This window comes from Sphingomonas panacis, from assembly GCF_001717955.1.
In the GTDB taxonomy this organism is placed as follows: domain Bacteria; phylum Pseudomonadota; class Alphaproteobacteria; order Sphingomonadales; family Sphingomonadaceae; genus Sphingomonas; species Sphingomonas panacis.
Window position 1 is genome coordinate 2,368,358 of record NZ_CP014168.1, and the last position, 13,655, is coordinate 2,382,012.

14 protein-coding genes are annotated in these 13,655 nt (G+C 62.3%); 9 read left to right on the forward strand and 5 right to left on the reverse strand.

Features of this window, described 5'->3' with window-relative positions:
- From J0A91_RS10695 to J0A91_RS10715, 5 genes are all read left to right on the forward strand, one after another.
- Positions 1-171, forward strand: coding sequence for a hypothetical protein (locus tag J0A91_RS10695; protein ID WP_165388486.1), 171 nt, complete (start codon positions 1-3; stop codon positions 169-171).
- The gene (locus tag J0A91_RS10700; protein ID WP_069207225.1) at positions 146-2,239 is read left to right on the forward strand and encodes a recombinase family protein; all 2,094 of its coding nucleotides are present in this window, start codon (positions 146-148) and stop codon (positions 2,237-2,239) included. Before J0A91_RS10695 ends, J0A91_RS10700 begins: the two co-directional genes overlap by 26 nt.
- The gene (locus J0A91_RS10705; RefSeq protein WP_276204612.1) at positions 2,172-2,456 is read left to right on the forward strand and encodes an ATP-binding protein; all 285 of its coding nucleotides are present in this window, start codon (positions 2,172-2,174) and stop codon (positions 2,454-2,456) included. The genes J0A91_RS10700 and J0A91_RS10705 overlap by 68 nt, the downstream gene beginning before the upstream one ends.
- Before the next feature lie 77 nt (positions 2,457-2,533).
- The gene (locus J0A91_RS24845) at positions 2,534-2,683 is read left to right on the forward strand and encodes a hypothetical protein (RefSeq protein WP_240502260.1); all 150 of its coding nucleotides are present in this window, start codon (positions 2,534-2,536) and stop codon (positions 2,681-2,683) included.
- A gap of 539 nt (positions 2,684-3,222) precedes the next feature.
- Positions 3,223-3,447 carry a hypothetical protein gene (locus J0A91_RS10715; protein WP_069204906.1) on the forward strand — a complete coding sequence of 75 codons (225 nt, stop codon included), beginning with the start codon at positions 3,223-3,225 and terminating at the stop codon, positions 3,445-3,447.
- Between the two features lie 94 nt (positions 3,448-3,541).
- Here the strand turns inward: J0A91_RS10715 and J0A91_RS10720 are convergent, their stop codons facing one another.
- Both J0A91_RS10720 and J0A91_RS10725 read right to left on the reverse strand, forming a co-directional pair.
- Positions 3,542-3,817 (reverse strand): HU family DNA-binding protein, encoded by a 276-nt coding sequence (locus J0A91_RS10720; protein ID WP_069204907.1) that lies wholly within the window; start codon positions 3,815-3,817, stop codon positions 3,542-3,544.
- A gap of 101 nt (positions 3,818-3,918) precedes the next feature.
- A complete protein-coding gene (locus J0A91_RS10725) occupies positions 3,919-4,410 on the reverse strand; it encodes a Ros/MucR family transcriptional regulator (protein ID WP_069204908.1) in 492 nt (163 codons plus the stop codon).
- A gap of 251 nt (positions 4,411-4,661) precedes the next feature.
- Here J0A91_RS10725 and J0A91_RS10730 point away from each other — a divergent pair, with 251 nt between their 5' ends.
- Both J0A91_RS10730 and J0A91_RS10735 read left to right on the forward strand, forming a co-directional pair.
- On the forward strand, positions 4,662-5,963 hold the full coding sequence (locus J0A91_RS10730) for a PAS domain S-box protein (protein WP_240502261.1): 1,302 nt from the start codon (positions 4,662-4,664) through the stop codon (positions 5,961-5,963).
- A 555-nt stretch (positions 5,964-6,518) separates the two neighbouring features.
- Positions 6,519-7,652, forward strand: a complete 1,134-nt coding sequence (locus J0A91_RS10735; RefSeq protein WP_083224629.1) for a GGDEF domain-containing protein — start codon at positions 6,519-6,521, stop codon at positions 7,650-7,652.
- 400 nt (positions 7,653-8,052) lie between these two features.
- Here J0A91_RS10735 and J0A91_RS10740 read toward each other — a convergent pair whose 3' ends face one another.
- Positions 8,053-9,090, reverse strand: a complete 1,038-nt coding sequence (locus tag J0A91_RS10740) for an IS110 family RNA-guided transposase (protein ID WP_069204910.1) — start codon at positions 9,088-9,090, stop codon at positions 8,053-8,055.
- A gap of 378 nt (positions 9,091-9,468) precedes the next feature.
- Here J0A91_RS10740 and J0A91_RS10745 point away from each other — a divergent pair, with 378 nt between their 5' ends.
- Positions 9,469-10,506 (forward strand): adenosine deaminase, encoded by a 1,038-nt coding sequence (locus J0A91_RS10745; RefSeq protein ID WP_069207227.1) that lies wholly within the window; start codon positions 9,469-9,471, stop codon positions 10,504-10,506.
- A 109-nt stretch (positions 10,507-10,615) separates the two neighbouring features.
- Here J0A91_RS10745 and J0A91_RS10750 read toward each other — a convergent pair whose 3' ends face one another.
- Positions 10,616-11,542, reverse strand: a complete 927-nt coding sequence (locus tag J0A91_RS10750; RefSeq protein WP_069207228.1) for a LysR family transcriptional regulator — start codon at positions 11,540-11,542, stop codon at positions 10,616-10,618.
- 117 nt (positions 11,543-11,659) lie between these two features.
- Here J0A91_RS10750 and J0A91_RS10755 point away from each other — a divergent pair, with 117 nt between their 5' ends.
- Positions 11,660-12,385, forward strand: a complete 726-nt coding sequence (locus J0A91_RS10755) for an SDR family oxidoreductase (RefSeq protein ID WP_069207229.1) — start codon at positions 11,660-11,662, stop codon at positions 12,383-12,385.
- Positions 12,386-12,700: 315 nt separating this feature from the next.
- On the opposite strand, the gene J0A91_RS10760 is transcribed toward J0A91_RS10755, so the two are convergent.
- A complete protein-coding gene (locus J0A91_RS10760) occupies positions 12,701-13,606 on the reverse strand; it encodes a LysR substrate-binding domain-containing protein (RefSeq protein ID WP_069204911.1) in 906 nt (301 codons plus the stop codon).
- Positions 13,607-13,655 lie beyond the last annotated feature (49 nt).

The following is a 13,655-nucleotide window of genomic DNA, read 5'->3' on the forward strand; positions in this document are numbered from 1 at the left end:
ATGGCGAAGATGACGTCGCGGACGGCATTATCGATCCCGCCGCAGCTTTGGACCCATCTGCCGGAGCAGATCCGACGACGACTGGCTACGCAGATTGCCCGTGCGCTGCGCCAGACACTGCACGACCGCCGCGCCGGTGACGACAATGCTGAGATCCCTTTCGTCAGGTGACCCGATCAACGCGGTCCATCGCGCGAAGCTGGCATATGTCTATGTCCGCCAATCGAGCGTCGGCCAGATCCGGTATCACCAGGAGAGCACGGCGCTGCAGTATCGGTTGGTCGACCGTGCACTGGGTCTGGGCTGGCCGCGTGAACGCGTCGAAGTCATTGATGACGATCTCGGCAAATCCGGTGCCGAGGCGCAGCATCGTCATGGGTTCCAGCGGCTGATAGCCGAAGTTGGGTTGGGTCATGCTGGGCTCGTACTCAGCTATGATGCTTCACGCCTGGCGCGCAACAATAGCGATTGGCATCAGTTGCTCCAGTTGTGCTCGATGTTCAGTGTCCTGATCGCCGACAGCGAACGGCTTTACGATCCCGCCGTCTACCACGACCGGCTGCTGCTGGGCTTGTCTGGGATCATGAGCGAGGCCGAGCTTCATCAAATCCGCATGCGGTTGCATCAGGGCGAACGCCAAAAGGCGGCACGCGGCGAGCTGCGCATGCCCTTGCCGGCCGGGCTGGCGCAGGCAGCCGGCGGAGGTATCATGCTCAATCCTGACGCTGAGGTACAGGAACGGATCCGGCTGGTGTTCGACAGCTTCTGCGGGTTGGGAAGCGCAAAAGCCGTCGTGCGTTACCTGCGCAAAGCGGATCTGGCACTCCCTGTTCGTCCGCTTCGCGGACCGGCTCCGCACGCGGTGGTCTGGCGCGACGCCAATGACGCACGCGTGCGTACCATCCTCAAGAACCCGGCTTATGCCGGAGCATATGTCTATGGCCGCAGATGCGCGGCGCCGGAACGACGCAGCCTGGGAACGGCGCATCCCACCAAAGCGGTTCCGCGCGAGCAATGGGAGGTCTGCATCAAGGACGCGCACCCGGGTTATATCGGCTGGGAGGAGTATATGACCATCAACGATCGCCTGGCGGACAATGTCGGCAACTTCCGGGTCGGTCATCGCGGCGCCCCCCGTCGGGGTCGAGCCCTCCTCCAGGGCATCGTGATATGCGGCAGTTGCGCTCGGCGCATGGCGCTCAACTACTCCGGTCCCGAAAGCGACTTCCCGGTCTATCGCTGTCGCGGGGACCGCGACCTGGGAGCTGGCGAATATTGCCAGGAGGTTCGCGCCCCAAGGGTAGAGGCCGAAGTCGAGCGCCTGTTCCTCGCCGCGCTGGCGCCGGACCAACTCGCCGTGACGCTGGCGGCGCTGGACGAGATCAATACCGATGCGCACGCGCTCGATCGGCAATGGGCGCTGAAGCGTGAGCGGGCGACATATGAGACAGAGCGGGCTCGTCGGCAGTATGACGCGGTCGAGCCCGAAAACCGCCTGGTGGCGCGCTCACTCGAAAGCATCTGGGAGGACAAGCTGCGCGATGCCGAGCGGATCGAGCAGGACTATCAACGATGGAAGACCGAACAGGCAAGCACGCTCAGCACCGAGGAACGCGCCCGCATTGCGGCGTTCGGTATCGACCTGCCTCGGCTGTGGGAGACACTCGGCAACGCCGACCGTAAGGCAATGCTGCGCCTGGTAATCGACGAGGTGATCGTCGACCAGCGCCGCGCCAAAGGCATGGTCTGGATCCGCATCCTCTGGCAAACCGGCGCCGCGACCGAGCATTGGCTGATGCGGCGCACGCAATCCTATGCCGACGCCGCGCAGTCCGAACAGATCGAGAAGCGTGTCCGTGAACTCAACGCCCAGGGCTGCATGGATGCCCAAATCGCTGCCGTCCTCAATAACGAGGGATTGCGAAACAGTCGTGGTGGTGCATTCGATAACGGCACGATTCATCTTTTGCGAAAACGGTGGGATATCCCGACAGCCAAGATCAATGGCGTCGAATGCAATCCGCCACGATGGCCAGATGGCAGCTACTCGATCCAGGGTGCGGCGGATATGCTTGGCGTCACTGCGCAAACCGTGTTCAAATGGCTCAACAAAGGCCGACTTCACGGCCGCCAGTTGGCAAAAGGTCAGCCGTGGCAGATCGACTTGGTCGATGAGGAGATCGGCCCGCTCAAGGCGCAGGTGCGACGGACGACCCCTTCAAGGAGAACGGCATCATGAAACGTTCGGTGATCCCGTCGTTGCGACCGCACTGCTGGACAGGCTGCTTCACCACGCAGTCGTCATCCAGATCGAAGGCGCCAGCTATCGCCTGCGCGCTCATGCCGATCTCATGCCCGAACATACGCGTTCCCACGCTCCGCTCGCACCGCCGGCAGTTCACAAACGGCGTAGCCGGCCGCCGAAAAATAGGAGCTCCGATCACGGTACCGGCTGATCACCACCCGCCAAACTGGGGAATTTTACTCCGGCACTGCCTCCGACATCGATCTGCTGGGCGGAATGTTTGACCTCATGCCCGGCTTCAAGGCGCTGCTCGACAGTCCCTACAGGGGCGAGATCGAGGAGAACGCTACGCGTTTTCCCGGCTTGTATCGCTACGGCGTCATGCTCTCAAACGTCGCCGAGGGGATCGCGGATGGGTCGATACGCGTGCCGCGCTGATTCCCGCTGCCTGCTGGTCGATAATGTCAGCACGGAATTTCGATTGCGAGCACGTTGGCAGATAGCGTGAGTAGACAACCGCGCCCATTGTCAGCTAATCCGAGCGGGATTCTGCTCCGTTTGCGAGCAGAGGCCGCTACGATTGCGAGCGCCAACAGATAATGCCAAGCGTCGGCCCGGTGACTTCCGGCTGATCGTGGATTTCGCCGCGCTCGTCCGGGAGCCGCAAATGCTTGACGTCATCAATATGACTGCGCCGACCGAGGCGACCGCACCGGATTTCTTCGCCGCGAAACCACGAGCGGCGCGTTAAGGTCTGCCGCGACAGCGCGCACGCCCGGTCATCGATTTCTGATAGCCCAGGGGCAGTTGCCATTGAAAAGGGCGACATACTGATCCAACTGCCTCGCCTATCGACCGACGCGGCCCGATAAGCTGGCGGCGCGCCATCGGCATAACCATATCAAGGGATCGCATGCGCCCGGCCAGAGCAGCGTGCGGCTGAGAGACATTGTGCTCCCGCTCCACGGGACACGCGCATGGACATCAATTACCTCCTCGGGCGAGAGCAGGTCTCGCTGCACAATGCGCTGGTCGCAAGATCCGCGCCGGCTCGGATCGCCCACGAAGGGCTGGCTATCGCTTATGGAAAGCTGCTGTCGGCAACCACCTTCCCGCATCGGCGGATGCCTGGTTCCGAGGCCCTGTCGGCACCTGCGCAAGAGAGCGGGTGCTGGGAAGACGATGGCGGTACAGCGTCGTGATCGGGCGCGCCGTCCATTGCACTGATCGCTCGATTCTCGCGACCGCACGCCGACAGGGAAGAGAGGCGTAAACCTCTCCTTCCCTGCTTCGAGATCATGCGGTCAGCTTGTCCTTAACGGCCTTGGCCGGTGCGAAGGTGAGCTTGCGGGAAGCCTTGATGGTGATGGCCTCCCCGGTCGCGGGATTACGGCCTGCGCGCTCGGGGGTGTCCTTCACCTTGAACTTACCAAACCCGTGCAGCGAGACTTCCTCACCCCGCGCCGCGGCGTCGGCGATCGTGCGGAACACGGTATCGAGTATCTTACGGGCTTCGCCATTGGTGATGCCTTGTTCGCCGGCGATCTTTGCCGCGAGGTCTGCGTTGGCCATGTGTTTTCCTCTTGTTGAATGGAAACGGGAGACGAGACTATCGCGGCCAGGCCGCGCCGTCACCGAGGGAGCGTTTGGGGTCAAAGGGCCGGTGCCAGGGCTTACGCTGGCGTCGTCACCCCGAGCTTGCGGCGTGGTGTTACTGCGGGCTGGGTGTCCGGCTCCGGTGCCGGCGCTGCCGGTTTCCTGCCGAGGCCGAGCCGCACGGCGATGGCCCGGCGCTGCTCGCTGTAATTGGGTGCCACCATCGGATAGTCCGATTTGAGGTTGTAGCGTGCGCGATACTCGGCAGCCGTCAGCCCGTGAGCGTTGAGGTGGCGACGAAGGGAGCGATAGGGCATCCCGTCGATCATCGACAGGATGTGGTCTCCAGACGACAACGATTTTCGAACGGTGGTGGCCGGCGGATATTCCGTGTCGCCCGCGCTTCCGGCGCCATCGTCCGCTTCTGTCGAATTGAGCTTCGTGAGTTCGGCGTGCATGGCCTTGAGGAAGGTCGGAATCGCGTTGGCGTCCGCGCGAATGTTGGGATTGCCAAGCCACGCGGCGGTAAGTTCGACCGCCAAGGTAATCGTGTCGGTCTTTCCATCCATCTTTGCTTCACGCTCCTTAATATCCATCCCCATTCCTTCTATTGTTCGTCACGCAAGGTCCAAGGGCATGGTTCGTTCAGGAACTGCCGTACAACGGTTCCCGCATCCCAGTCACCACGCAGGGTCGCACGGCGGGGAACACTGTAGATACCATATCTGCGGGCTGCCCTGAGCCTCGCGCACCGTAGATCAGCAGGGATACCCCGAAGCGTAACCATCGTGTTCTCCTAACATATTTTAAGCCGAAGGCGATGAGGCCCGCCATCGGCTTCTGGCTCTCGCCGAGAGCGGGGGTGAAGGTGCAATCCGGGCCGATCGAGGGGAAAGGTATCACCCGGCCTGCACGAGCCGAAGGCGCGGAAGAACGGGGATACCGCCTCGATCGCCAAGCGGAGCGCGGCACGCGCGGAGACGGTCAAGCCCTTGTACAAAGGGGGCAGCGCCCAATAGGCGCTAACTTAGCGCTCGAATGGACCGCTCTGAGCATTCATGGTAGCTCCGCGCCGATGGGAACGGACGAAGCTGCCGCCAGCGAGACATTCCACCTGCTGCTGGGTGGGGCGTCAGCCGGCGAGACCCAGGATGCCGCGGCATGGCTCGCCGCGATCGTCGAGAACAGCGATGACGCGATCCTCAGCAAAACGCTCGAGGGCATCATCACCTCCTGGAATCCTGGTGCGGCACGGCTGTTCGGGTTCTCCGCCGTCGAAGCGATCGGACAGCCAATCACCATCATCATTCCGGAAGAGCGCCGCGCTGAAGAGACCACGATCATCGGCAAGATTCGGCAGGGCGAGCGGGTTGAGCATTTTCAGACCGTGCGTCGCCGCAAGGATGGCACGCTGGTCGATATCTCGTTGACCGTTTCGCCTGTCCGGGATCGTAAGGGGTGCATTATCGGCGCGTCTAAAATCGCTCGCGACATCACCGAGACCCGCAGGGCGGCCGAACGGCAGATGCTGCTGCTCCGGGAGATGAACCATCGGATCAAAAACCTGTTCGCGTTGACGACGGGACTCGTCACGCTGAGCGCGCGGGGGGCGGGGAGCGTCGAGCAGCTAAAGGCCGATCTGTCGGAGCGTATTTCCTCGCTCGCGCGTGCCCATCATTTGACACTGCCCGAGTTCGGGGCCGATCCGGCAGCGAATGTAACCACATTGAGGGCGCTCCTCGAAGCGATCCTCGCACCTTATGACGAGATCGTCGCGTCCCGTGTCGAGATCCACGGTTGCGACGTCCCGGTCGGTTCGGGTGCGCTGACCTCGCTTGCCCTGTTGTTCCACGAATTGGCGACCAACGCCGCCAAATATGGTGCCCTCTCGCCCGATGGCGGCAAGCTCGCCATTCACGTCACCACGGAGGGCAAAAGCCTGACGTTGCACTGGCTGGAAACGGCACCGGCTAAATTGGGCGGTGCGCCAGAACGCGAGGGTTTTGGCAGTCATCTCGAACAGGCGTCAATCCGCGGTCTTCGCGGCATGATCGAGCGTGCGTGGCGGCCCGAAGGGCTGGCGATCGACATTCGCTTGCCCCTTGCTCAGTTGGTAAGTTGAACAACCCATTTGGGTCTCGTGATCCATCATCCCCATGAATCACAGACCGATTCACACCGTCCAGTCACAAAGTTAGCGCCTATGGGGGCAGCGCCCCCTTCACGACCGCGCCAAGGCGGCGCGCAGATTGTTCGGCCCAAAGGCCGTCCGCACACCGCGAGGGATTGGTCACAGCGAAGCGGAGGCCAGGCCCGCGCCCAAGCGGCACGGTTGACGGCCTGCTCACGAAGGCCATCGCGATCCGCAACGCGGATCGCGTCATTCAGATACCGGCCCGAGCTTACGTTCGGCCGTCTGCGCCGAACCACAACAAAGATTGCTATTGCGACGCGGATGCGCTCGGCAATCTTGTTGCACCCCAAAAACTCGGGTGAATCCTAAGTGATCTTAATTATTCCCATAGAATCGACAAAAACTATTTAATTTTCTCTTCGCTAAAACGATACATCTATAATGATATAATTCATGTATTGTCTGCTTATCAACTCGGCGCGTCCAAAGAAAATTCCTTAACGACTGACGCGGTGTAATGGTTGAGCAAGATGAAGGTACGTTATGCTTAACCGCTCCAGCCCGTTGCCGGATGGCACCTACGTGGTGGCCGTCAGCTCACTTTATACGACGGTGTTGCCAACTTCCGTCATGGCAGTCGCCTTCGTCAGCGTCGGCATCCATATCGCACTCGAAACCCCGGAGCTGCTCCTAAGAGTGCTGATCTCCCTCGGCATCCTCGCGGTGCTGGCGCGGCTTGGTGTACTGCTTCGCTATCGCGCGCGTGTATCCGTCGAAGACCTTGATCCGCTTCGGGCGCGCCGCCTCGAACGGCTGTTCGCCATTCCCTATCTCACGTTCGCCGCAGTTTTTGGCGCGTTCGGCGCCCGCGCTTTCCAGATCGGAAGTGCTGAGTCGCATATGCTGATGATGGGACTGCTATTCGGCTATGCCGCAGGAGTCGCTGCAACCGTCTTCCTTCGCCCGTGGATCGCGATACCAAGCATGGCACTGGCGGTCGTTCCGGCTATCGCTGTCACTCTGACGAAGACCAATTCGACCTACATCGGCGCCGGAGCGCTTTTGCTCATGTTCCTTGTAGCGGGTGCCCACAACACGCTGCGCAGCTACCGTATTTCCACCAAGGAGATCACGGCGCGGCGGACGTTCGCAATGCTGGCGCGCGCTGATGCACTGACTGGTCTGGAGAACCGCCTCTCGCTTCGAGAGGCGTTCGAAGGCATGTCCGCTCGTGCAGGACGCAACAAAATCGTCGCCGTGCATTACCTCGATCTCGACCGGTTCAAGCCGGTGAACGACACCTATGGGCATCCGGTGGGAGATGCGCTGCTTCGCGCCGTTTCCGATCGGCTGCGCAATGCCCTTCGCGCGGGCGATGTCGCGGCGCGTATTGGAGGTGACGAATTCGTCGTCTTGCAGACGGGCAAAAATTGCAGCGAAGCCGAGCTACAGGCACAACGGATGCGTAAGGTGATCGCCGAACCCTACTCGATCCGGGGTCACGAGCTTTCGATAGGAACCAGCGTCGGCTATGCGCTTTACCCGGAACACGGTCCTGATCTTGATGACCTGATCGCTCACGCGGACGAAGCACTCATCGGGATCAAGCGCGAGGGTGGAGGTGTCGCCCTGTACCGCCCGAAAGCGCTTTATGAGGCATGGAAGCGGTCCGCCTAGCACCGCAAGAAAGGGATCGTGGCGCGAAGGGCAGAAGCGCGCGAGCGATTCCAGCGCGGCCCTAGCCGCGCACGATCCCGGCATCGAAGGATGAGGAAAGGGGCGGGAGACTGGGGGCCAAATCTCCCACATCATGATTGACCAGGGCTTCTCTGATTGGGGCTCCTCGGGTCAAGCTGCTTCCTCGTATTCGTGACCGTTCCCATGGATCACTCGCTTCTCTCCGCGGTCAGCGCGTGGCTGCCGCATGATGGGGTCAGGAGAGCGAGATGCCTCAAGCTGTTTCGCGACCTTCAGGCGAACCTGAGGATCCGGACTCTCAACGAGGTCATCTCGCCCATCGTCCCCATGGGAACGATCGCTACCCGCCCTTTTCAGGCGGGAACTGGTTCGTGTCTCCTCATACTGCTGCGAGCGCCGGCGCCGTGCTCCAGCGGAACTCGGCCTGGTCGCTCCACATGCGATGCAGAATGACGGCAAGCTTGCGTGCTACGGCGACGCGGGCTTTGGCCATGCCTCGGCGCTCTGCCACGCGCATGCCCCACGCCTTCAGCGTCGACCATTTCTGACAGCGCGTCAAAAGCGTGTGCGCCGCCTCATAGAGCGCGGTGCGGGCGAGCTCGTCGCCGCATCGGCTGATGCGTCCCTGGATATCGGTCTCGCCAGACTGGTAGCGTCGGGGCGTGAGACCGAGGTGGGCGCCGACGTCGCGGGATCGTCGGAAGCGCCCGGGCTGATCGACCGTCGCCCGGAAGGCGAGCGCGGTAAGTGGCCCCACGCCTGGCACCGTCATCAGCCGCCGGCATATCGGCTCGACCCGGACCGCATCCAGCACGCGTTTCGTCAACTGCTCGATCTGGCGCGCCATCGTATCAAGCACCGCAAGCAGCGGCTCGACGATGTCGGAGATGGCAGCATCGACTGACGCGAGTTCGCGGACCTGACCGGCGAAGAGCTTGCGCGATGGCGTCCCAAGCTTGAGCCCGACCTCGCGAAGCACCGCGCGGACGGCATTCTCGATGTCGCGCTGCTTGTTCAGCATCGTACGGCGAGCGCCGAGCAGCGCGCGTGCCGATCGGCACGGCGTGCTCTTCACATGGACCGCTCGATACCAGCCCGTTCGGATGATCTGAGCCAGACCACGAGCATCGTTGCGGTCGGTCTTGTTCGGCATCGCGCCCATTGCCGCCTTGGCTGCCCGCGTTTCGATGCACAGCGCTGGCAAGCCGGCGCGCGTTAGCCCCTGATGCAGCCAGGACGACAGCGAGCATGCCTCCAGTCCGACGCGCTCAAACGTAAAGCCGGTAGCGGCCAGCGTCTCGACCAGCGCATCGGGCTCACTGGCCGCACGAAGCTCGCGGATCACCTTGCCAGTCTCGTCGACAACGCAGATCGCAGTCTCTTCCAACGATACATCCAGTCCGGCATAATGGCGCATGGTTGCTCCTCCTCATGGTTGTGGCCGCTCGATACGGACCACGTTTTACCATCTTGCGAGGAGCAGCCACCCCACCGACTCGGGGCTGAGCCCCAATCACCCCATCTGTTTCCGCCTTCCCCCCGATCTGTGGATCGGCGTCGAAAGCCGGACCCCACCCTGAGTCAGGCAACTATCTGTAATTTGTGAAAATTATGGGCAAAAGAGGCTCAGATCGGCGCCGATTAGGACCCCCGGCTATGTAAAGCTTCAGTACATTTTCAATAGCTTGGCGGAGAACTACCGGGGTCCCACTTTTGCACGCCGATCCACAGGGCTGAAGCGCGACGCCGGCTGATTTCGCAGGAAAACTGGGCCCCGCGATGCTAGATGGCAATGATGACCGATCCAGAAACCTTCATACGCGGCTTGCCCAAGACCGACCTTCATATGCATCTCGAAGGAAGCATCGAACCTGAGCTGATGCTCGAGTTGGCGGAGAGAAACGGCATCCCGCTACGCTGGGACACGGCCGACGCGCTGCGAGCGGCCTATGATTTTCACGACCTGCAATCCTTTCTCGATCTCTACTTCGAGGGGTGCAAGGTCCTCGTCACGGAACGCGATTTCCGCGACGTGACAAGCGCCTATCTGGCGCGTGCCCATCTCGACGGCGTGGTGCACGCGGAGGTGTTCATCGGGCCGCAGAGCTTCACCGAGAGGGGGATCCCTATCGAAGCGCTGATGCGCGGCGTTCTGGGTGCAATGGACGAAGCGCGCGCACAGCATGGTATCACCAGCGCTTTGCTGATCAGCGTCCACCGGCATCGAACGGAAGCCGAGGCGATGGCGGTTCTCGATCAGATCCTGCCTTGGCGGGATCGGGTCGTCGGCGTCGGAATGGGTGGCGCGGAGGTCGGCAACCCGCCATCGCGCTTCGCGCGCTTCTTCGGCGCCGCACGCGAACTGGGCTTTCGCACCTGTGTCCATGCCGGTGAGGAAGGACCGGCCGCCTATGTCCGCGAGGCGGTTGAAATCCTGCAGGTCGATCGCATCGACCATGGCAACGCCAGCATGGCCGATTCGGCTTTAGTCAGGGATCTGGTCGAGCGGCGCATTCCGCTTACGGTGTGTCCGCTTTCCAACGTGCGACTACGGGTGGTTTCGAACATGGCCGAGCATCCGCTCAAGTCGATGTTGGAGGCCGGATTGCACGTCACGGTTAACTCCGACGATCCGCCATATTTCGGCGGATATGTGACCGAGAACCTCCTCGCATGTTACGATGCGTTGGATCTCTCGATCGCAGATGTCGTTCGCATTGTGCGAAACGGGATTGAGGCGTCCTTCATCACCACGGAAGGGCGCGATAGTCTTCTTTACCGTCTCGATCGCTATGTGGAGGCGAGCCGCTCGATCGAAGCAGCGTCGGTTTGAGCGACTAGCAAGACGGCGCTCGTGCGCCCGGCGCTAAACGTTGCGGTCCCGAGAAGCCGCACATCGATCAAGGAGGCCGGGCTAAGGCCGCCTTCGGTACTCCCTTCTCTCACCCGTGCGCCGGCGACCGTCGTTCCACCGCAATGAAATCTACCAACGCGCGCAGCGGCGCGGGTACGAAGCGCCGGGAAAAATACAGTCTTGGGCCTTCGAACGAAGGCCACCAATCAGGCAGAACGGGATGAAGCAAGCCGTTTTGGATGTGCGGATCAAGCCAGTTCTTGAAGGTTCCAATTATACCGTGACCAGCACAGGCGGCGGCGATCGCGGCAGGTGCCGCATCAACCCCGATGATCAACCGGCCAGGTGGATCAATCGTTACAAACTCAGTGCCGCGCTCGAACTCCCATACGACAAGAGCCCCGCTTGAAAAGCGGAGCCGGATCGCGTCGTGTGCCAGCAAGTCGCGCGGGCCGAGCGGCGCCGCATGTCGCGCGAGATAGGACGGCGAGGCGGCATAGGCCAAGCCCTGAACGGGCGGTCCGACCGGCACAGCGATCATGTCTTTGGCAAGATGCTCACCATACCGAATCCCGGCGTCGCAGCCAGCGGCTACGATGTCTACCAGCCGATCTTCCACTACGACTTCGACCCGAACGTGCGGGTGCAGTGTCAGGAACCGGTCGATCAGCGGCGGGAGGATATCCACCATGACCGCGCCGGTAACGTTTAGTTTGAGGAGACCGCGCACCTCGGCTTGCGAATTGGCGGCATCCTGGAGCGCTGCCCGTGCCTCGGCAAGAAGCGGTGCGAGCCGCGCGGCCAACGCGCTTCCGGCCTCGGTCGGCATGACGCTGCGCGTCGTCCGGATGAGAAGAGGAACGCCCAGCTGTAGTTCGATCTCGGCAATCTTCTCGCTCACGGTCGAGGGTGAGATGCCCAATTGCTTCGACGCTGCCCGAAAGCCGCGTGCCTCCACCACAGAGAGAAACACTCTCAGGTTATCAAGGCTCGTTACCTCTGCATTGTTCGCCATGCCGATCAGCGTATCCGACGTTGAGTGGATTATCAAAACCATCCGAACAGACGATTATGTCTGAAGACGTAGGGCGCAGGCGGCACAATGTCGCCGGCCGCTGCGCAGGAGCATAGCATGACCGGCAGGACCGTCCTCATCACGGGAGCTAACAAGGGTATTGGTTACGAAACCGCCCGACAATTGGGCCGACAGGGTTTTCGGATCTGGCTCGGCAGCCGCGACGCGGATCGGGGCAAGGCCGCCGCTGAGCGCCTCGCCATCGAAGGAATCGATGTCCGAGCACTGCCGCTCGACGTGACCAGTGACGACAGCGTCCGATCTGCGGTTGGCCGCGTCGAAGGTGAAGACGGCAAGCTCGACATTCTGATCAATAATGCGGGTATATCCGGGCTTCAGCCCATTCTCCCAAGCGAGCAGCCGCTCGACGATATCAAGGCGATCTACGAGACCAATGTCTTTGCCCCGATCCGGGTAACGCAGGCCTTCCTTCCACTTCTGAAGGTGGCGAGCGGTGCCAGCGTCATCATGGTCAGCAGTGGGCTTGGCTCGTTGGGCTGGCTGTCGGACCCGACCAACCCGTTCCACGGCGTCAACATCCTCGGCTATAACAGCTCGAAAACCGCGCTCAACGCTGTCACTGTCGCGTTCGCGAAAGAGCTGACCGCCTCCGGGATCAAGGTGAACGCTGCGGACCCCGGCTACACCGCGACCGATTTTAACGGCCACAGTGGATACCGCACCGTGCAGCAGGCTGCGGCGGGCATCGTTTGGCTGGCAACCCGGACCGCCCCGGACATGACCGGCCGCTTCTACTTCGAGCAAAATGAGGTGCCTTGGTGAGGTGAGCGGCGGCGGGTCGGCATCCTGAGCTTGCCGACGAGTTCCAAGCGCAAGTTCAGCGTGGCGACGTTTCGCGACTGCGCGGATTACAATTACCGGACAGGCACCGACGATATAGCGGTGGCTGCGATTGACTTCAGTTCTTACGCTTGATCACTTTTACGACGTAGCGCGACTGCGGCGGGACGGGGTTTTTATGATTGAGAACGGCGATCTAGATTGTGCAACTGCCGGCTGACTGACCCGCGGGCGACCGCTTCTGTCAGACTTGGACGTTCGCGCCGGCGGACGCGAACGTCGTAATCTGGTCGGGAGCTAGCGGAGGTTGGCGGCCAAGAAATCTACGAAAACCCGCACCCGCGCCGGCACATTGGGGCCGCCCACGAACACCGCATGGATCTGCTCGACGTCGCCGGGGTTGAACGCCTCAAGGAGCGGCACAAGCGTGCCGCTTGCGATATGCTCGGCCACGCTGAAGGCGCCGACCCGCGCGATGCCGACTCCGATCGCCGCCAACTGCCCCAACGTCTCGCCATTATTGGCCTCGAACCCGCCGCGCACCGATAGCGCGAAGTCTTGGCCATCGCGTCGGAACGGCCAGACCGGTTCGGAGCGACGAAAGCTGAAGTTAAGGCAGTTATGGGCGAACAGGTCTTCGGGCACCTGGGGCGTTCCGTGGCGAGCGAGATAGTCGGGCGCGGCGACGATCACGTGCCGGGTCTCGCCGAGCTTGCGGGCGGTAAGCGAGCTGTCCGGGAGCGGCCCGAACCGCACCGCGACATCGGCCTGCCCGGCGGCGACGTCGACCAGCGTGTCGGTCAACGCGATGTCGATCAGAATATCGGGGTAGAGCGCGGCGAACGTGCCGAGCAACGGCACCACGCACAGCCGCCCGTGCGACAGCGCCGCGCTGACCCGCAACCGCCCCCGAGGACTGCCCTGGTCGGCGATCTGCTGCTCCGCATCGTCGAGATCGGCGAGGATCCGCCGCGCCGCCTGCAGATAGGCGCGGCCCTCGGCGGTGAGCGAGAGCGCGCGGGTGGAGCGGAGCAGCAGGCGCACGCCCAGTCGCGCCTCGATCCGGTCGACCGCGCGCGCCACCGCCGAGGGACTCATGCCCATCTGGCGGGCCGCAGCCGAGAAGCTGCCCTGCTCGATCACCGCGGCGAACAGCGCCAGCGCCTGCGCCCGGTCGCTGCCGCCGCTCAGCTTTGCGTTCATTGCACAAATCCTTCGCGTTCGCTCCCGCTACACCGCCCCCGCCATGCCG

Coding starts and splice junctions, on each gene's coding strand:
- J0A91_RS10695 (WP_165388486.1), top strand. CDS start 1: ATGGCGAAGATGACGTCGCGGACGGCATTATCGATCCCGCCGCAGCTT.
- J0A91_RS10700 (WP_069207225.1), top strand. CDS start 146: ATGCTGAGATCCCTTTCGTCAGGTGACCCGATCAACGCGGTCCATCGC.
- J0A91_RS10705 (WP_276204612.1), top strand. CDS start 2,172: ATGAGGAGATCGGCCCGCTCAAGGCGCAGGTGCGACGGACGACCCCTT.
- J0A91_RS24845 (WP_240502260.1), top strand. CDS start 2,534: ATGCCCGGCTTCAAGGCGCTGCTCGACAGTCCCTACAGGGGCGAGATC.
- J0A91_RS10715 (WP_069204906.1), top strand. CDS start 3,223: ATGGACATCAATTACCTCCTCGGGCGAGAGCAGGTCTCGCTGCACAAT.
- J0A91_RS10720 (WP_069204907.1), bottom strand. CDS start 3,817: ATGGCCAACGCAGACCTCGCGGCAAAGATCGCCGGCGAACAAGGCATC.
- J0A91_RS10725 (WP_069204908.1), bottom strand. CDS start 4,410: ATGGATGGAAAGACCGACACGATTACCTTGGCGGTCGAACTTACCGCC.
- J0A91_RS10730 (WP_240502261.1), top strand. CDS start 4,662: ATGAGGCCCGCCATCGGCTTCTGGCTCTCGCCGAGAGCGGGGGTGAAG.
- J0A91_RS10735 (WP_083224629.1), top strand. CDS start 6,519: ATGCTTAACCGCTCCAGCCCGTTGCCGGATGGCACCTACGTGGTGGCC.
- J0A91_RS10740 (WP_069204910.1), bottom strand. CDS start 9,090: ATGCGCCATTATGCCGGACTGGATGTATCGTTGGAAGAGACTGCGATC.
- J0A91_RS10745 (WP_069207227.1), top strand. CDS start 9,469: ATGACCGATCCAGAAACCTTCATACGCGGCTTGCCCAAGACCGACCTT.
- J0A91_RS10750 (WP_069207228.1), bottom strand. CDS start 11,542: ATGGCGAACAATGCAGAGGTAACGAGCCTTGATAACCTGAGAGTGTTT.
- J0A91_RS10755 (WP_069207229.1), top strand. CDS start 11,660: ATGACCGGCAGGACCGTCCTCATCACGGGAGCTAACAAGGGTATTGGT.
- J0A91_RS10760 (WP_069204911.1), bottom strand. CDS start 13,606: ATGAACGCAAAGCTGAGCGGCGGCAGCGACCGGGCGCAGGCGCTGGCG.